At 68.7% G+C, this 16,414-nt stretch carries 17 protein-coding genes, 1 tRNA gene and 1 riboswitch; of the genes, 7 read left to right on the top strand and 11 right to left on the bottom strand.

All coding sequences use genetic code 11. The annotated features are described in order from the left end of the window. Positions 1-19: 19 nt before the first annotated feature. The gene (gene pstB / locus BWO91_RS05975; RefSeq protein WP_056007815.1) at positions 20-799 is read left to right on the top strand and encodes a phosphate ABC transporter ATP-binding protein PstB; all 780 of its coding nucleotides are present in this window, start codon (positions 20-22) and stop codon (positions 797-799) included. 126 nt (positions 800-925) lie between these two features. On the opposite strand, the gene BWO91_RS05970 is transcribed toward pstB, so the two are convergent. The 3 genes from BWO91_RS05970 to BWO91_RS05960 all read right to left on the bottom strand — a co-directional run bounded on the left by BWO91_RS05970 (position 926) and on the right by BWO91_RS05960 (position 3,339). Beyond that, positions 926-1,774 (bottom strand): anti-sigma factor, encoded by an 849-nt coding sequence (locus tag BWO91_RS05970; protein ID WP_079001790.1) that lies wholly within the window; start codon positions 1,772-1,774, stop codon positions 926-928. After that, positions 1,771-2,442 carry an ECF RNA polymerase sigma factor SigK gene (gene sigK, locus BWO91_RS05965; RefSeq protein ID WP_079001788.1) on the bottom strand — a complete coding sequence of 224 codons (672 nt, stop codon included), beginning with the start codon at positions 2,440-2,442 and terminating at the stop codon, positions 1,771-1,773. The genes BWO91_RS05970 and sigK overlap by 4 nt, the downstream gene beginning before the upstream one ends. 267 nt (positions 2,443-2,709) lie before the next feature. Next, positions 2,710-3,339 carry a DNA-directed RNA polymerase subunit beta gene (locus BWO91_RS05960; RefSeq protein ID WP_079001787.1) on the bottom strand — a complete coding sequence of 210 codons (630 nt, stop codon included), beginning with the start codon at positions 3,337-3,339 and terminating at the stop codon, positions 2,710-2,712. Positions 3,340-3,468: 129 nt separating this feature from the next. Between BWO91_RS05960 and BWO91_RS05955 the strand changes: the two genes are divergently transcribed. Further along, positions 3,469-3,544, top strand: a tRNA-Lys gene (locus tag BWO91_RS05955). A 68-nt stretch (positions 3,545-3,612) separates the two neighbouring features. Here the strand turns inward: BWO91_RS05955 and BWO91_RS05950 are convergent. From BWO91_RS05950 to BWO91_RS05940, 3 genes are all read right to left on the bottom strand, one after another. Then, entirely contained in the window at positions 3,613-4,305 is a 693-nt protein-coding gene (locus tag BWO91_RS05950; protein WP_079001785.1) for a ScbR family autoregulator-binding transcription factor, read from the bottom strand. 300 nt (positions 4,306-4,605) lie between these two features. Further along, complete coding sequence (locus tag BWO91_RS05945; RefSeq protein WP_079001783.1) at positions 4,606-5,409, bottom strand: hypothetical protein; 804 nt, start codon at positions 5,407-5,409, stop codon at positions 4,606-4,608. A gap of 4 nt (positions 5,410-5,413) precedes the next feature. Next, positions 5,414-6,025 (bottom strand): TetR/AcrR family transcriptional regulator, encoded by a 612-nt coding sequence (locus BWO91_RS05940; protein WP_079001781.1) that lies wholly within the window; start codon positions 6,023-6,025, stop codon positions 5,414-5,416. 106 nt (positions 6,026-6,131) lie between these two features. Between BWO91_RS05940 and BWO91_RS05935 the strand changes: the two genes are divergently transcribed. Then, the gene (locus tag BWO91_RS05935) at positions 6,132-7,628 is read left to right on the top strand and encodes an MFS transporter (protein ID WP_079001779.1); all 1,497 of its coding nucleotides are present in this window, start codon (positions 6,132-6,134) and stop codon (positions 7,626-7,628) included. 81 nt (positions 7,629-7,709) lie between these two features. On the opposite strand, the gene BWO91_RS05930 is transcribed toward BWO91_RS05935, so the two are convergent. Further along, complete coding sequence (locus tag BWO91_RS05930; RefSeq protein ID WP_079001777.1) at positions 7,710-8,066, bottom strand: DUF2200 domain-containing protein; 357 nt, start codon at positions 8,064-8,066, stop codon at positions 7,710-7,712. Between the two features lie 210 nt (positions 8,067-8,276). Here BWO91_RS05930 and BWO91_RS05925 point away from each other — a divergent pair, with 210 nt between their 5' ends. Continuing rightward, positions 8,277-9,287: a CPBP family intramembrane glutamic endopeptidase gene (locus BWO91_RS05925; protein ID WP_167620441.1), complete on the top strand. Its 1,011-nt coding sequence runs from the start codon at positions 8,277-8,279 to the stop codon at positions 9,285-9,287. On the opposite strand, the gene BWO91_RS05920 is transcribed toward BWO91_RS05925, so the two are convergent. Both BWO91_RS05920 and BWO91_RS05915 read right to left on the bottom strand, forming a co-directional pair. Further along, positions 9,229-9,744: a YbaK/EbsC family protein gene (locus BWO91_RS05920; protein ID WP_079001773.1), complete on the bottom strand. Its 516-nt coding sequence runs from the start codon at positions 9,742-9,744 to the stop codon at positions 9,229-9,231. The two genes, BWO91_RS05925 and BWO91_RS05920, sit on opposite strands and share 59 nt — an antisense overlap. A 67-nt stretch (positions 9,745-9,811) precedes the next feature. Beyond that, entirely contained in the window at positions 9,812-10,624 is an 813-nt protein-coding gene (locus BWO91_RS05915) for a DeoR/GlpR family DNA-binding transcription regulator (protein ID WP_079001771.1), read from the bottom strand. 83 nt (positions 10,625-10,707) lie between these two features. On the opposite strand from BWO91_RS05915, the gene galT reads away from it, so the two are divergent. The 3 genes from galT to BWO91_RS05900 all read left to right on the top strand — a co-directional run bounded on the left by galT (position 10,708) and on the right by BWO91_RS05900 (position 14,067). Next, a complete protein-coding gene (galT, locus tag BWO91_RS05910) occupies positions 10,708-11,859 on the top strand; it encodes a galactose-1-phosphate uridylyltransferase (RefSeq protein WP_079001769.1) in 1,152 nt (383 codons plus the stop codon). Next, entirely contained in the window at positions 11,856-13,016 is a 1,161-nt protein-coding gene (gene galK / locus BWO91_RS05905) for a galactokinase (protein WP_064296620.1), read from the top strand. Before galT ends, galK begins: the two co-directional genes overlap by 4 nt. Positions 13,017-13,149: 133 nt before the next feature. Then, a complete protein-coding gene (locus BWO91_RS05900) occupies positions 13,150-14,067 on the top strand; it encodes a hypothetical protein (RefSeq protein WP_079001767.1) in 918 nt (305 codons plus the stop codon). A gap of 26 nt (positions 14,068-14,093) precedes the next feature. Here the strand turns inward: BWO91_RS05900 and BWO91_RS05895 are convergent, their stop codons facing one another. Together BWO91_RS05895 and glyA are read right to left on the bottom strand one after the other, a co-directional pair. Beyond that, the gene (locus tag BWO91_RS05895; RefSeq protein WP_071259424.1) at positions 14,094-14,966 is read right to left on the bottom strand and encodes a bifunctional methylenetetrahydrofolate dehydrogenase/methenyltetrahydrofolate cyclohydrolase; all 873 of its coding nucleotides are present in this window, start codon (positions 14,964-14,966) and stop codon (positions 14,094-14,096) included. 11 nt (positions 14,967-14,977) lie between these two features. Continuing rightward, entirely contained in the window at positions 14,978-16,249 is a 1,272-nt protein-coding gene (glyA, locus tag BWO91_RS05890; protein WP_079001765.1) for a serine hydroxymethyltransferase, read from the bottom strand. Positions 16,250-16,291: 42 nt separating this feature from the next. Beyond that, positions 16,292-16,410: riboswitch (ZMP/ZTP riboswitch) on the bottom strand. Positions 16,411-16,414 lie beyond the last annotated feature (4 nt).

Below are 16,414 nucleotides of genomic sequence, written 5' to 3'. Positions count from 1 at the left end.
CCGCGAGCAAAGGAACCCCGTGTCCAAGAGCATCGAAGTCAACGACCTCAACGTCTTCTACGGCAGCTTCATGGCCGTCGAGGGCGTCTCCCTCCAGATCCAGCCCCGCACGGTCACCGCGTTCATCGGCCCCTCCGGCTGTGGGAAGTCGACCTTCCTCCGCACCCTGAACCGTATGCACGAGGTGATCCCCGGCGCACGCGTCGAGGGTGAGGTCCTGATCGACGGCAACAACCTCTACGGCCCAGGCGTCGACCCGGTCCTCGTCCGTCGCCAGGTCGGCATGGTTTTCCAGCGCCCGAACCCGTTCCCGACGATGAGCATCAAGGAGAACGTGCTCGCGGGCGTCAAGCTCAACAACCGGAAGATGTCGAAGTCCGACCAGGACGCGCTCGTCGAGCGTTCGCTCCAGGGCGCCAACCTCTGGAACGAGGTGAAGGACCGCCTCGACAAGCCGGGCTCCGGCCTCTCCGGTGGTCAGCAGCAGCGTCTCTGCATCGCCCGCGCCATCGCAGTCTCCCCCGACGTCGTCCTGATGGACGAGCCCTGCTCGGCCCTCGACCCGATCTCCACGCTCGCCATCGAAGACCTCATCGAGGAGCTCAAGCAGGAGTACACGATCGTGATCGTGACGCACAACATGCAGCAGGCGAGCCGCGTCAGCGACAAGACCGCGTTCTTCAACATCGCGGGCACCGGCAAGCCGGGCAAGCTCATCGAGTACGACGACACCACGACGATGTTCTCGAAGCCGTCCGTCCAGGCGACCGAGGACTACGTCTCGGGTCGCTTCGGTTGATCTGACGCCGGCACCACGACAGCCCCGCCCGGGATTCCCGGGCGGGGCTGTCGTCGTCCGCAGCACGTCCGCGAGTCTGTCGAGGTGAGGCCTGCCGACAGGCTCTCGCGGACCGGAGGGAACGGACTACGCCGTCTCGATGACCATGATCGGATCGGTGGTGGGCTGCTTGGAGCCACCCTGCGGCTCGACCGTCACGCCGACCTTGTCGCCCGCACTCATGGCGCCATCGAGGACACGCCAGGTGGTGCCGTTCGCTGCCGAGAAGGTGCCGGCCGAGACCGGGCCTCCCTCGCCGATGTACCAGAGTTCGTAGACCTTGTCCGACGGCAGGGACCCGAGTCCGTCGACGAGCAGGGCGGACTTGCCGAGCTCACCCGACCAGACGAGGGTCGCCGTCGCATCGTCCATCGACACCTTCGCGCGCTGGACGTCGGACGCCGCGTTGATCTCCGCGAGCGCGACCGTCTGCGTGAGGGATCCACCACCGAAGGTGTTCGCGAGTCCGACACCGCCGAAGATGAGGCCGACCGCTGCTGCGGCGCCGACCACCATGCCGACGACGCTGCGACGCCACCGTGAGGCGGCCTTGCGTTCCGCCGCACCGACCACCGGGGTGGTCGCTGCTGCAGCGGGCGGCGTGGTCGTCGGTGTCGAGACCGGCGTCTCGTCGACCTCCGGGACCGCGGTCGGAAGCGCCTGCACCTCTGCGACAGGAGCATCGACGGGGGCGTCAGCGGACAGCTGCGGCAGGTTCTGGATCGCGGCCATGAGGGAGTTCTTGAGCGCTGCCGACGGCTGCACGGGAGGTGCTGCGAGGTCGAGCATGGCGACGGTCTCCTCGAATTCCGCCGCTTCCTCGCGGACGGACTCGTGTTCGGCTCGCAGGCGGTCGAACCGCTCCTGCTCGCGCGGGGTCAGGGTGTGCAGCGCGTTTCCGGCTGCCAGGTCTGTTGCATCGTCTCGCTCGGTCATGTACGCACCCCCAACTCGTCTCGAAGTCTGATCATTCCGTCTCGCAACCTGGTCTTCACCGTGCCGATCGGCACGCCGAGCAGGTTCGAGATCTCGCTGTGACTGTAGCCGCCGTAGTAGGCGAGCGAAACAGCCTCGCGTTGCAGCTCGCTCAAGCGGACGAAGGCCCGCTTGACGCGCTCGTGCTCGATCCGGATCTCGACCGTCTCCTGCACGTTGTCGACACGCTCGTCGAAGTCGCGGATGCCGATCTTGAGGTCGCGGTCGCGTCCGGCCTGTGAGGCGCGCACGCGGTCGATCGCACGACGGTGGGCCATGGTGAGCACCCAGGTCGTCGCCGTGCCCTTGCCCGCCTCGAACTTCTGGGCGTTCTGCCAGACCTCCAGGAACACCTCCTGGGTGACCTCTTCGGACTGCGCGTGGTCGACGAGCACCCGCTTGACGAGTCCGAGGACCCGCGGGGCGATGTGGTCGTACAGCTCGCTGAACGCGACCTGGTCGCCGCCGGCCACTCGGACGAGGAGCGCGTCGAGCACGTTCGCCAATGACACCTGCGGTGCAGCGTCGGCTTCCGGTCCCGTGGTCACAAGTCTTAGCTTCTCACGGACACCGGCCGTTTGCGCGACGCCCACCCGAGGTCGGGTCTGCGTGTACAGTGCGGCGGTCATACACGGAGTTCGGTGCCGACCCGGGATCCGATTGGAGGAATCGACGCTATTCGACACCCCAGTTCCGGTGTCATCACGGAATGGGCGTCAGGAGGGCGAAGACCTCCGGAGAAAGCAAGTGCCAGGCCGCAGAAACGCCTCTCGGCGCAAGGCCGCTCGAAGCGGCGATTTTTGGAGCCCGGGGTTACTGCGGCCCGGCTGAATCAGTGTAGCAAGTGATCGGCGATGGATATTCCCAGGTACCGGGCCTTGACCGGACGGGTCGCATCAGTCCAGGGAGTCGGAGCGCCACAGCCGCGCGCAGCCGGCGAGTTCCTCGGCGATGGTGCCGAACCGCGCGGCTTTCGTGGTGAGTCTCGCGGCGTCTGCGGGGTCGACGGCGTCCCGGTCGTCCGCGAGGGAGGTACAGCCGACCGCGTTGATCCGACAGAAGGAGGCCGCCCGCTCGAGGGCGATCGCGAAGTCACCGGTGTACAGGCCACGGAGGATCTGGTCGGCGAGGACGATGATCTCCTCAGGCCCGGTCGGTTCGGCCGCGCCGGCGATCACGGGGTCGACGGTGGTGATGAGCTCGGTGCCCCGCTGGAAGCTGAAGCTCGTCCCCACCGGGTCCTGCCGGATGAGTAGGCGCAGTAGGTAGATCCGCCAGAGGGCTCCTGGGAGACTCCGCGGGCTGGCGTGCGACCAGAGCTCCGCGATGGCGTCGATCCCGTGCTCGTCCGTGTACGTCACGAGGCGATCGACCACGGCAGGGTCCGGGTCCGCCCGCACCCGGGTGAGGAGTGCGACGGCCGTCTCGTGCGTGATCCTCGACACGGCCTCCGGGTCGAGACCACCCTGGATCGCTTCGAGCATCGACGGCGGCAGCTTCGTCGGACGATGGAATCCCTCGGTCATGCCTGCTCCTCCCTGCGACGCGCTTCGCGCACCCGACAACGGTACTCGCCCCGTGGGACGATCCTCCCCTGGGGCGCTGACCTGCGCGTCAACGGGTGCCGTCGAAATCTCGTAGAGTAGAGCGCGTATGGGCCTGTAGCTCAGTTGGCAGAGCATCGGACTTTTAATCCGCGGGTCGTGGGTTCGAGCCCCACCGGGCCCACCACGGACGCGGCACTCGTGCGCGTCACCTCGGGATGCACGGTCGTCGCACGCCCATCGCCAGGTGGATCGCTAGATCGACGCGGCTGGTGGCGCCGGGCGCACATCGCCCCCAGCGCCGAAGGCGTCCTCCCGGACCTGCGTCGCCGCTGCCCGCCTCGCCTGGGGGACGATGGCGTCGATCGCGAGCCGCCACATGCGGTCGACCGACGCTGCGATGTCCGAGCGGCCGACCGTGGCTTGGGCGGTGAGCTGGACACCGGTGAAGAATCCGATCAGCGTGCGGGCCAGGTCCGGTGCCGACATCGAACTCTCCAGGTCGCCGGCCTGCAGCGCCAGGTCGAGCTGAGCGGCCGTCCCCGAGATCCAGTCCTCGTAGAACGCGCCGGCCGGTTGGCTCAGCGAACCCTCATCGAGCGTGAGTCTGATCCCGGCGCGGACGACCGGGTCGTTCTCGAGTTGGTCGACCATGGCGCGAGAAATGCGGATGAGCCGCTCGAGGACTCCGTCGTACTGTTCCGACACCCGTGCCATGAGCGGCATCGACCGGTCGTGCTGCTCGTGGATGACCGCGAGGGCGATCTGCTCCTTCGACTTGAAGTGGAAGTACATGGACCCCTGCGAGATCCCGGACGCCTCCGCGATCATCGACAGACTCGCGTTCCCGTAACCGATGCGGTCGAAGACGGTCGCGGCGCCCTCGACGGTCGCGTCCTGCGTCACCTGCCCGCGTTCCTGCGTCGGCGTTCGTCGCGTCCCCGGCATCCTGACCTCCTCGGACAGCCTGTGTTCCAGCTCCGATCCATCGGCGCCGTATCCGTCGACCGTGGCCGGTCGGGGCCTCAGCCTAGAGGCTCGGAGCTCACACAGCCGACGTCTTTCTCTAACTGGTACGAACGACTTATTCGTGTCACACTGATGGAGGTGATGCCGACGCAGTCCACGCGTCAGTGGGCTGTGTGCTCGCGACAGGGGTGCGCGACGCTCATCGCCTCGACCGGTGGGTCGCGCAGGGATCGGGGGATCCAGCGCTGCGTGATCCACCCGGTCTCACGCTCGACGTGATCAGCGCGCGAGCAGCTCCGGGAGGCCGATCGCCGTCGCCTCGTCAGCGAGGCTCGCGTCGATCGACACGAACGACAAGACGGTGATCGCGACCCCGACACGTGCGGCTGCTTCCAACTTGTGGTGGCCGTCGAGGACGAAGTGCACAAGACCGGTGTGAGCGTCGAAGCTGTCGAACGGCTGCGTCCGGTCCAGCACGGAGACCGCGAGCACGGTCGCCGCTCCCCCGGCTCGAAGCCGCTCCTCGTATGAGGCCACGCGCTCGCGGTCGTTCCGACCGGGCTGCACCATCGGCACCAGGAACTCGAAGAGGGTCTCGTGCTCGCCGGTCTTCCGGGTCGGGCCGCGGTAGTAGCCGGTCGCCGGGTCCTCCGGTGCACCGAGCGTGGGGTCGATGCCGCGATGCACGACCTGTTCCCGCGAGAAGTAGTCGTGGTCGTCACCCGGAGCGACCAGGACGGGCTCGATGGAGAGCAGGAGCGGCAGGTAGGTCGCTTCGGGCAGGATCTTCGACACGAGGTCGCGCAACGAGGGATCGTCGATCGCGGGCACGCCCTCGTCCAGGTGATCGTGCAGTGCGTCTGCGGCGAGCGCCCGAGCACCTTCGTCCAGACGACGGAACAGCAGCGCGCAGGTACCGCACGGGAAGCTCAACTCGAACGCCTCGTCGCCATCGACGATGAGGTGGCGTCCGCCGGGCTCGCGGAAACCCGTGAAGCGCAGTGGGGCGTCCGGTGTCCCGAGATGGACCGGCGCCGCGTGATCGAGCAGCCCGGTTCGAGATCGGGCGGGTCCGTCGGCCATCGGGCTACTTCCGGACGGCCGGGATGATGACGCCGTCGATCACCGACACGAGGAAGTCACGCGTCACCGGCTCCCGCAGCATGAGCACGCGATAGCTCACCATCGCCTGGCTGATCAGCGCAAGGGTCTCCACATCGGCGTCCGCCCGGATCTCCCCGCGGTCGATCGCGCGCTGCAGGAGGAAGCGGTTGACCGCCATGCGCGGCTCCACGATCGCCGCATGGACGGACTCGGTGAGCTCGGGCGCATCCGAGATCATCGACATCACGCCGGCGAACACGCGCATCTTGCGCTCACCCTCGGCGATGGACGGCGCCTTGATCATTGCGACGAGGTCGCCGCGGAGTGAACCGGTGTCGGGCAGCTTCGAGAAGTCGGGATCGATCTGCTTCATGCAGGCGACCGCGTCGATCACGAGTTCGGACTTCGACGCCCATCGGCGGTAGAGCGTCGCCTTGCCGGCCTTGGCACGTGCTGCCACCATGTCGACCGTCATCCCGGCGTAGCCCGTGTCGGCGAGGACGTCGAGCGCGGCGTCGAGGATCTCGGCGTCCCGCGTGTGATCGCGCTTCCGGCCGAGCTTCGGCGCTGCGGGTGGGGTCTCGAGCTGCGTCATCGCGGCTCACCTCCTTTTCGTCTCCGAGAACAGCATAGTTCAGGAACTCGAACGTTCAGGAACTATTCGGTTCCGAAACTGTCCAGTTCCGTATAGAGTCCTCAGCATGACTTCGAACCTTGCCGCCGGAACCCCGGCAGTCTCCTCACGCCGCTGGTGGACGCTCGTCACCGTCGGCCTCGCCCAGCTCATGGTCGTGCTCGACGCCACCGTGGTGAACATCGCGATGCCCGCCGCCCAGGCCGACCTCGGATTCTCCGACGGCGACCGCCAGTGGATCGTCACCGCCTACTCCCTCGCCTTCGGCAGCCTGCTGCTCCTCGGCGGACGCCTGTCCGACCTCATGGGCCGGAAGCGGGCGTTCATCATCGGGCTCGTCGGGTTCGCGATCGCCTCGGCCCTCGGTGGCGCCGCCGATTCGTTCGGCACCCTCGTCGCCGCACGGGCGCTGCAGGGCGTCTTCGCAGCCCTCCTCGCACCGACCGCGCTCGCGATGCTCACGACCACCTTCACGATCCCGAAGGAGCGCGCCCGCGCGTTCGGCGTCTTCGGTGCGATCGCCGGCGCGGGTGGCGCGGTCGGACTCCTCCTCGGCGGATTCCTCACCGAGCAGTTCGACTGGCGTTGGAACCTGTACATCAACGTCGTGATCGCCGTGGTCGCCATCGTCGGGGCCGTCCTCTTCATCACCACCCCGAAGACGACCGGCCCCCGCCCCAAGCTCGATGTTCCGGGCACCGTCCTCGTCTCAGGTGCGCTGTTCAGCCTCGTCTACGGCTTCGCCAATGCCGAGACCGACGGCTGGGACTCACCGCTCAGTTGGGCCTTCCTGGCCGCCGCGGCCGTGCTCCTCGTCGCGTTCGTCCTCTGGCAGCGCCGGGCCGCGCACCCGCTCCTCCCGTTGTCGATCGTCCTCGACCGCAACCGCGGTGCCGCGTTCATCTCGGTCATGATCGCCGGGGCCGGGATGTTCGGCATCTTCCTCTTCGTCACGTACTACCTGCAGGCCTCGCTCGGCTACTCACCGCAGCAGACGGGCTTCGCCTTCCTCCCGATGATCGCGATGCTCGTGCTCGCCGCACAGCTGGGGACCAACCTCCTCGTCCCGCGGTTCGGGCCGAAGGTGATGGTGCCGTTCGGCATGACGCTCGGGGCGATCGGCATGCTCCTCCTCACCCGGCTCGACCTCGACAGCTCCTATGTCGGCAACGTCATGCCGGCGCTCATGGTGCTCGGTTTCGCGATGGGATCCATCATGCCCGCCTCGATGCAGACCGCGACGCTCGGTGTCGACCGGGCGTTCGCCGGGGTCGCCTCGGCGACAGTCAACACGAGCCAGCAGGTCGGCGGGTCGATCGGTGTGGCGCTGCTCAACACCCTCGCGGCGAGCGCCGCCACGGCCTACGTGACCGACAACGCGCCGCCCACCCCCGAGGTGCTCGCGCAGGCCGCGATCCAGAGCTACCAGACCGCCTACTTCTGGGGCGCCGGATTCTTCGCGGTCGGCGCGGTGACGGCGGCACTGCTGTTCCGCCGACGCAACCAGGGACTCGCCCTGCACCACGCCCCGGAGGCGTCCGCGGAACCGGTGCTCGCGCACTGATCCGACCGGGTCCCGAGCACCGGACCGTCGCACACTCGCGCGGCGGCCCGGTGCGTCATCGGAGGGTCTCGCGTTCGGCCGTCAGGCGGAGGTGCGGAGGATCGAGGTCATCTTCTTCCCCTTCGCGACCTCGTCCACGAGCTTGTCCAGCTGACGGACGCGCTGCATCAGGGGATCCTCGATCTCCTCGACGCGGATGCCGCAGATGAGGCCCGTGATGAGCGACGCATGAGGGTGCATCGTCGGCGCGTCGGCGAAGAAGGTCTCGAAGTCCGTACCGTCGGCGAGCACCCGTTCGATCGCGGCGTCGTCATAGCCGGTGAGCCAGGTGATGACCTGATCCACTTCGGCCTTCGTACGGCCCTTCCGCTCCACCTTCGCGACGTAGAGCGGGTACACGCTGGCGAAGCTCGTCGTGAAGATGCGATGTCCGGCCATACCGGTCAGTCTCCCACCGTCGAGCGTTCGAGACCAGGTCGATCACTGGGTATCCGTCGCTCGTCGTCCGTCGCTCGGGGGACGCGTGCTGCCGCGACGGCTGCCTACCCTGGCAGCATGACGAACCCTGGACAGGACCCGCAGACGCCTTCGCCATCACCCTCGTCGAGGCCGGCCTCAATGCCGGCCTCGACGCCTGTCGATCCAGCAGTGCCTCAGCGGCAGCTCGCGACGTACGACCACGCCCTCCGCGCCGCACCAGCCTGGTGGCGTGGCGCACTCGCGCTCCTCCTGCTCGTCGTGGGGTTCCTGATCCTCTCGATCGCGCTCGGCGGCATCGCGCTCATCGTGGACGTGGCCACCGGGGCGTACACGCTCGACGACGTCGCGAACGGCCTCATGACGCTGACGCCGGTGACGATGCTCGCGAACAACCTGTCGCTCGCCGCGCTCATCCCGGTGTCGATGCTCATCCAGTGGGCGATCTTCGGTGTCCGTCCACGGTGGCTGTCCTCGGTGGAGGGGCGCTTCCGCTGGCACTGGCTCGGGCGCCTTGCGCTCATCATCGTCCCGGTGTGGATCGTGTACGTCGGCGCCTCCGTCCTGCTCTCCCCGCTCGAGCCCATCGTGGTCGACGGCGCCATGATCGCGATGCTCGCCGTCGTGATCCTCACGACGCCGCTGCAGTCTGCCGGCGAGGAGTACGGGGCGCGCGGCCTCATCCAGCGCTCCGTCGGATCCTGGTTCAGTCGCCCGATCACCGCGTTCCTCGTCGGCACGGTCGTCTCCGGCGCGGTCTTCGCCTCGGTGCACTTCGCCGGCGACCCCTGGCTCATCGCCTACTACTTCGTGTTCGGCGCCTCGATGTCCTTCGCCGCCCGCGGGACCGGTGGCCTCGAGGCGCCGGTGCTCATCCATGCGACGAACAACGTCCTGCTCCTCGTCCCCACGGCCCTCATGTCGCAGACCGACCAGGTCTTCGAGCGAGGCGAGGGTGCCGGCGGACCGTTCATGTTCATCCCGATGGCGCTCTGCGTCGCCGCAGCCGTCGTGAGCACCTGGTGGGGGCGCAGGAACGGCGTGATCGCGACGGCTCCGCTGCCGCCGAGCCGGGTGACGAAGCAGCAGGGGACGCCGCCGACCGCCATGGCCGCTCCGGTGGCTACATCGACGCAGCTGCCGACGACCCCGCAGGATCCGTCGGCGGCTCCACCGCGATGATCTGCCCGCCGGTCACTCGCACGAGCTCCTCGAAGGTCGTCGGGAACACCGTGTGCGCATGGCCGGCTGCGGCCCAGACCTCCGGGTAGGCGGCGAGCGCCTCGTCCACGTAGGTGCGGATCGGTTCCGGGTGACCGACGGGCGCGACGCCACCGATCACCTGTCCCGTCGCCGCCTTGACGACCTCGGCGTCAGCACGCTTCAACCGTCCACGGAGCCGCCCGCCCACCCAGGCGGTGTCGACACGATGGGCACCGCTCGTGAGGATCAGGGTCGGCTCGCCGTCGAGCGTGAACACGAGGGAGTTCGCGATCGCCCCGACCTCGATCCCCAGGGCTTCCGCTGCGAGCGCCGCGGTTCGAGCAGCATCGTCGAGCCAGGTGATCTCGCCCTTGGCCCCGCGATCACGCAGCGTCTGCTCGACGATGGACACGGCCGGATGCGCTCGATCACTCATGCGACCATGCTGCCGCACCGGGCCGTCGGCGCGCGAGTGCCGGGGCGCAGCGGCACGCGGCGCGAGGTCAGTCGCCGAGTGGGACCAACGTCACCGCGAGTCCCGCTTCCCGGAGGAGTGCGATGGTCTCGGGCGCGGCCCCGTCGTCGGTCAGGAGGGCATCGAAAGCCTCGAGGCCGGCGATCCGGCCGAGCTGCCGCACACCGAGCTTCGAGGCGTCGGCGACCACGACCACCCGCTCGGCGGCGCGAACCATCCTGGCCTTCACCTCGGCCTCGGGCAGGTTGACGTTGCTCACGCCATGGCCTGCGTCGACACCGTTGCACCCGATGAAGGCGAGATCGGCGTGGACCTGGCCGAGCAGCGAACCGGCGAGCGGATCGACGAGCGAATGCTGGAGCGGCCGAAGCGATCCACCAGTGACGATCACCGAGAACCTCGGGATCTCCGACTCGAGTTCGAGCGCGATGGTCAGGCCGTTCGTGATGACCACGACGTCGGCGAGGTCGCGGCGAGCCTTGAGCGCGCGGGCGAGGGCGAGGCCGGTGCTGCCGACGTCGACGATCACGCTCTGACCGGAGCGCACCATCGCGGCCGCCGCCTCTCCGATCCGCTGCTTCGCGTGGGCCGAGGTCGCGGTCGCGAGTTCGATCGGCGACTCGACGGCGCCGCGTCCCTGCACGGGCATCGCACCTCCGTGCACGCGGACGGCCTCGCCCTGGTCGACGAGGGTGTCGAGGTCCGTCCGGGCGGTCACTCGGGAGACGCCGAAGTCGTCGGAGATGTCGGCGACGCGCACGAAGCCGCGCTCATCGAGGAGCTCGCGGATGCGGTCGCGTCGCAGTGGGGCGGGCAACTGCATCGGCTCGTCGTCGGACATGCTTGAATCTTCGCTGACTTGCCTATACTTTTCAAGGCGAAACGTTGTACGTTTCCTTTCGACAACCCGTTCTGAGGATCCCCATGCCCCCACTCGACGACACCTTCGTCATCGACCCGGCGATCGCGAGCTTGACCCAGCGCCTCGCCGACGGTCGCGAACTCATCTACTTCGACGACGTCGACACGACGCGGCCCGCGGAGCGCCTGCCCGACGCTCGCGAACTCGCCCCACGTCCGCCGACCGCGTCCATGCGCCAGGACCCGCTGACGGGTGAGTGGATCTCGATCGCCGCCGCCCGCCAGAACCGGGTGATGCTGCCACCCGCGAACCTCGACCCACTCGCGCCCGCGAGCCCCTCGAACCCCTCCGAGATCCCCGACCAGTACGACGTCGCGGTCTTCGAGAACAAGTCGCCGTCCTTCGGACCGCTGCTCGAAGACGAGAACGCACCGGTCGACCTCGCCGACCTCGAGGCCATCGGAATCGGCAGGACCCGCACCTCGGTCGGCCGCTGCGAGGTCGTGAGCTTCAGCCCGTCGAGCACCGGTTCCTTCGGCTCGCTGTCTCGCACCCGGGCGCGCACGGTGATCGAAGCGTGGGCCCGCCGGACACACGCACTGTCGCAGATCGACTCGATCCAGCAGGTGTTCCCCTTCGAGAACCGTGGAGAGCAGATCGGGGTCACCCTCCACCACCCGCACGGGCAGATCTACTCCTACCCCTACGTGACCCCGCGCACGCAGCGACTCATCGCCGCGAGCGCGGCCTACGGTCCCGGACTCTTCGCCGACGTCCTCGCCGCTGAGCAGGCCGACGAGCGCGTCGTCCTCGCCGGCGAGCACTGGACGGCGTTCGTCCCGTTCGCTGCGCGCTGGCCCATCGAGGTGCACCTGCTCCCCCACCGGCACGTGCCCGACTTCGCCGCGACCTCACTCGCCGAACGCGACGAACTCGCCGTCCTCTACCTGCGGCTGCTCCGCGGCGTCGACGCCCTGTACGACACCCCGACCCCGTACATCGCCGCCTGGCACCAGGCCCCGACCCGCGTCCACCGCGACGAGCTCCGACTCCACCTGCAGCTCACCTCCCCGCGTCGCGGAGCCGACCGCCTGAAATACCTGGCCGGCTCCGAGGCCGCTATGGGCGCCTGGATCGGCGACGTCCCGCCCGAGACCACCGCCACCGCACTGCGCACCGCGATCGCCGCAGCCGATGAGGAGAACCCCGTATGACCGACCTGCAGCGCACCGCCACGAGCGGATTCGAGAACGCCTTCGGCAGCGAGCCGCATGGCCTCTGGACCGCGCCCGGCCGCGTGAACATCATCGGCGAGCACACCGACTACAACGACGGCTTCGTGTTCCCGATGGCGATCGACCGCCGCACCGTCGCAGCCGTCCGTCGTCGCGACGACGACCGCATCCGGGTCTCGAGCAGCTTCTCACCCGAGATCGTCGAGGTCTCGGTGCGCGCGCTCGATCCCGACGCACTGCACGGCTGGTCCGCCTACCCGCTCGGCGTCGCGTGGGCGCTCGGCCAGTTCGGGGCACCCTTGCAGGAGCTGCCCGGTGTCGATGTCTACATCGACTCCGACGTCCCGGTCGGGGCCGGCCTCTCCTCCTCCGCGGCCATCGAGGCCTCGGTCGGCGTCGCACTGAACGAGATCTGGCACCTCGACCACGACCGCCGGACGCTCGCGAAGATCTGCCAGCTCGCCGAGAACCGAGCGGTCGGCGCACCGACCGGCATCATGGACCAGTCGGCGTCGCTCCTCGGCCGGCGTGACTGCGGCGTCTTCCTCGACTGCCGCTCGCTCGAGACCGACGTCATCCCCCTCGGCTTCGAGGAGCACGACCTCGAGCTGCTCGTCATCGACACGCGCGTCGAGCACGCCCACGTCTCGGGCGGGTACGCCGCACGTCGGGCGTCCTGCGAGGCGGGCGCCGCAGCGCTCGGAGCCGACTCGCTCCGCGACGTCACGGTCGGCGACCTCGACCGCGCTCGCGAGCTGCTCGACGACGAGACCTTCCGCCGCGTCCGTCACGTCGTGACGGAGAACCAGCGTGTCCTCGACACCGTCAGGACCCTGCGCGAGCACGGGCCGACGTCGATCGGCGAGCTGCTCGTGGCCTCCCACGCGTCGATGCGCGACGATTTCGAGATCTCGGTTCCGGAACTCGACCTGGCCGTCGAGACGTCGATGGCGGCGGGTGCGATCGGGTCGCGCATGACCGGTGGCGGCTTCGGGGGTGCGGCGATCGCCCTGGTCCCCGTCGCCCTGGCGTCGGCCGTGGCCGAGGCGGTCACGGCGGCGTTCGCCGAGGCGTCCTTCACCGCCCCGACCATCTTCCCCGTCCGCCCCGCCGCCGGAGCCACCCGAGAGTCCTGACCTTCCCCACCCCTGCCCGCGAACTGTCAATTCCGGCTAGTCCCGGCCGCTCGGACTAGCGTCGAGTGACAGTTCGCGGGCTGGGTGTGGAGAACTTCGGACGCTGAGACGCCGCAGTCGGCACCGTGGTGGGATGGTCCGCCGACGTCCCCTCCCCCTCGAACTCAGCAAGCAGCCGTTCTCCATGGCCGAAGCCGACGAACTCGGCGTGCCTCGATCGCGGCTACGAGCGCGCGACCTCGCCACGCCGCACCGAGGCGTCCGGGCACCGCTCGACCAGCCCACGGACATCCCCGGACGCTGTCACGCCTATGCCCCACTCCTCCACGATGGGCAGTTCTTCAGCCACGTGAGCGCGGCGGCCTTGCACGGCCTCCCCGTGCCCACCTGGGAACACGAGGCACCACTCGACGTCGCGTCCATCGCGCCGGCACGCGCGCCTCGAGGATCGGGCGTGCGTGGGCATCAACTCGACGGGGACCACTGGGAGGTCGTCGCCGTCGAAGGGCTGCCGGTACTGACCGCCGTCGATGCCTGGTGTCAGCTCGGAACCCGACTCCCCTTGGACGACCTGGTGATCGCCGGCGACGTGTTGCTTCGCCGCAGGCGACCACTGGCATCGGAGCAGCAGATCGTCCGCGGGCTGGCACGGATGAACGGCCGTCGCGGCGCGAAGCGGCTGCGGCTCGCGTTCTCGATGATGCGGCCTCGGACGGATTCGCCGATGGAGACCGCATTGCGCCTGCTGATCGTCCGCGCGGGCCTTCCGGAACCACTCGTCAACGAGGTCATCTCAGACGCCCTCGGACGGTTCCTGGCCTTGGGCGACCTGGTGTATCCCGAACAGCGGGTCCTCGTCGAATACGACGGCGGCACCCACTTCTCGGATGAACGGCAGATCTTCCACGACATCGATCGCCTCGACCGAGTCATGGCAGCGGGCTGGCGGGTCATTCGGGTGAATCGCTCGCACCTGACGGACCCGTCGCCCATCCTCACCGCCCTGGCTCGCGAACTGTCACTTCCGGCTAATCGCGGGGCGCCGGACTAGCGTCGAGTGACAGTTCGCGGGCTGAGTTAGGGGGTGGCCATGCGGACGACGTTGGCGAGGAGTCCGACTCTCGTCATGGGACCGACACCACCGGGGTTCGGGCTGATCCACGAGGCGACCTCGGCCACGTCAGGGGCGACGTCGCCGACGACCCGGGACTTGCCGGTCTCGGGGTCGGTCTCGCGGCTCACCCCGACGTCGAGGACGATGACGCCGGGCTTCACGGCGTCGCGCGTGACGATCCCGGGGACGCCCGCCGCGGCGACGATCACGTCGGCGGTGCGGAGGATGTCGTCGAGTCCGACCGTTCCGGTGTGCGTCAGCGTGACCGTCGCGTTGTATTCGCGACGGGTGAGCAGCGGGCCGATCGCGCGACCGACGGTGACCCCGCGGCCCACGACGACGACGTGCTTGCCCGCCCAGCTGATCCCATGACGTTCCACCAGCTCGATGACGCCCTTCGGCGTGCACGGCAACGGTGTGTGGATCGGGCGGTTCACGTTGAGCACGAGACGACCGAGGTTGGTCGGGTGGAGCCCGTCGGCGTCCTTCTCGGGATCGATGCGCTCGAGGATCGCGTCGGTGTCGATGTGCTTCGGCAACGGCAGCTGCACGATGTAGCCGGTGCAGCTCTCGTCGGCGTTGAGCTCGTCGAGGACGGCCTCGAGCTCCTCCTGTGACACCGTCTCGGGGAGGTCGCGTCGGATCGACTCCATGCCGACCTCGGCGCAGTCGCGGTGCTTGCCGGCGACGTACCACTGCGAACCCGGGTCGGATCCGACGAGGACGGTGCCCAGCCCGACCGAGATGCCGCGCTCCTTGAGTGCGGCCACCTCGATCGCGAGCTCGGACTTGATGGCGGCTGCGGTGGCCTTGCCGTCGAGGATCTGTGCGGTCATGCGCCCGCGCCCTACTGCTGGAGGCCGGGGTAGAGCGGGAAGCGCTCGGCGAGCGCCGTGACGCGCTCCCGGAGGGCTCCGGACTCGGCACCGTTGCGCAGCGCGAGAGCGATGATGTCGGCGACCTCGGCGAACTCGGTGTCGCCGAAGCCACGCGTCGCGAGTGCCGGGGTACCGATCCGCAGGCCGGAGGTGACCATCGGCGGGCGCGGGTCGAACGGCACCGAGTTGCGGTTGACCGTGATGCCGACCTCGTGGAGGAGGTCTTCGGCCTGCTGGCCGTCGAGCTCGGAGGTGCGGAGGTCGGCGAGCACGAGGTGCACGTCGGTGCCGCCGGTGAGGACGTCGATGCCGGCGGCCTTCGACGCCTCGGAGGTGAGCGCCTCGGCGAGGAGCTTGGCACCGCGGAGCGTCCGCTCCTGGCGGTCCTTGAACTCCGCCGTGGCGGCGAGCTTGAACGCGGTCGCCTTGGCGGCGATGACGTGCATGAGCGGCCCGCCCTGCTGGCCGGGGAACACGTTCGAGTTGAGCTTCTTGGCGAGCTCCATGTCGCGGCTCACGATGAAGCCGGAGCGCGGGCCGCCGATGGTCTTGTGCACGGTGGAGGAGACGACGTCGGCGAACGGCACGGGCGACGGGTGGACGCCTGCGGCGACGAGGCCGGCGAAGTGCGCCATGTCGACCCAGAGCTTCGCACCGACCTCGTCGGCGATCGCGCGGAACGCGGCGAAGTCGAGCTGGCGCGGGTAGGCGGACCAGCCGGCGATGATGACCTGGGGCTTGTGCTCGAGTGCTTTGTCGCGGACGACGTCCATGTCGACGAGGAAGGTCTCGGGGTCGACGCCGTAGGAGACGGCGTTGTAGAGCTTGCCGGAGAAGTTGAGCTTCATGCCGTGGGTGAGGTGACCACCGTGGGCGAGCTCGAGACCGAGGATGGTGTCGCCGGGGGTGGCGATCGCTGAGAGGACCGCGGCGTTGGCCGTGGCGCCCGAGTGCGGCTGGACGTTCGCGTATGCGGCACCGAAGAGGCTCTTGGCCCGCTCGATCGCGAGAGACTCGGCGATGTCGACGAACTCGCAGCCGCCGTAGTAGCGACGACCCGGGTAGCCCTCGGCGTACTTGTTGGTGAGGACGCTGCCCTGCGACTGCAGGACGGAGACGGGCACGAAGTTCTCACTCGCGATCATCTCGAGGGTATTGCGCTGGCGACCGAGCTCCTGCTCGAGGACCGCAGCGATCTCGGGATCGACCTCGGAGAGTGGCGCGTTGAAGGTGTCGGACAAGACTGGCTCCCTTTTGTGACAGAACGGATGTCGGTGATGTGCCGTTTCGGCCCAGGCGTGCGGCCGAATCCGCCCTTGTCTTCAAGGTGCAGGGTCGCTCCCCGATGGTGAACCATCTGAGGCGGAGCGGAACTCCGTCTATACGCCAGTTGCGACTGCTAGCAG

This window comes from Plantibacter flavus, from assembly GCF_002024505.1.
Lineage (GTDB): Bacteria > Actinomycetota > Actinomycetes > Actinomycetales > Microbacteriaceae > Plantibacter > Plantibacter flavus_A.
The sequence above is the reverse complement of the archived record's forward strand: the minus strand, read 5'-3'. Positions and strand labels throughout refer to the sequence as shown.

Bases quoted from the DNA above. Each gene is read 5' to 3' on its own strand.
- BWO91_RS05970 (WP_079001790.1), bottom strand. From the start codon at position 1,774: ATGACCGAGCGAGACGATGCAACAGACCTGGCAGCCGGAAACGCGCTG.
- sigK (WP_079001788.1), bottom strand. From the start codon at position 2,442: ATGACCGCCGCACTGTACACGCAGACCCGACCTCGGGTGGGCGTCGCG.
- BWO91_RS05960 (WP_079001787.1), bottom strand. From the start codon at position 3,339: ATGACCGAGGGATTCCATCGTCCGACGAAGCTGCCGCCGTCGATGCTC.
- BWO91_RS05950 (WP_079001785.1), bottom strand. From the start codon at position 4,305: ATGCCGGGGACGCGACGAACGCCGACGCAGGAACGCGGGCAGGTGACG.
- BWO91_RS05945 (WP_079001783.1), bottom strand. From the start codon at position 5,409: ATGGCCGACGGACCCGCCCGATCTCGAACCGGGCTGCTCGATCACGCG.
- BWO91_RS05940 (WP_079001781.1), bottom strand. From the start codon at position 6,025: ATGACGCAGCTCGAGACCCCACCCGCAGCGCCGAAGCTCGGCCGGAAG.
- BWO91_RS05935 (WP_079001779.1), top strand. From the start codon at position 6,132: ATGACTTCGAACCTTGCCGCCGGAACCCCGGCAGTCTCCTCACGCCGC.
- BWO91_RS05930 (WP_079001777.1), bottom strand. From the start codon at position 8,066: ATGGCCGGACATCGCATCTTCACGACGAGCTTCGCCAGCGTGTACCCG.
- BWO91_RS05920 (WP_079001773.1), bottom strand. From the start codon at position 9,744: ATGAGTGATCGAGCGCATCCGGCCGTGTCCATCGTCGAGCAGACGCTG.
- BWO91_RS05915 (WP_079001771.1), bottom strand. From the start codon at position 10,624: ATGTCCGACGACGAGCCGATGCAGTTGCCCGCCCCACTGCGACGCGAC.
- galT (WP_079001769.1), top strand. From the start codon at position 10,708: ATGCCCCCACTCGACGACACCTTCGTCATCGACCCGGCGATCGCGAGC.
- galK (WP_064296620.1), top strand. From the start codon at position 11,856: ATGACCGACCTGCAGCGCACCGCCACGAGCGGATTCGAGAACGCCTTC.
- BWO91_RS05900 (WP_079001767.1), top strand. From the start codon at position 13,150: ATGGTCCGCCGACGTCCCCTCCCCCTCGAACTCAGCAAGCAGCCGTTC.
- BWO91_RS05895 (WP_071259424.1), bottom strand. From the start codon at position 14,966: ATGACCGCACAGATCCTCGACGGCAAGGCCACCGCAGCCGCCATCAAG.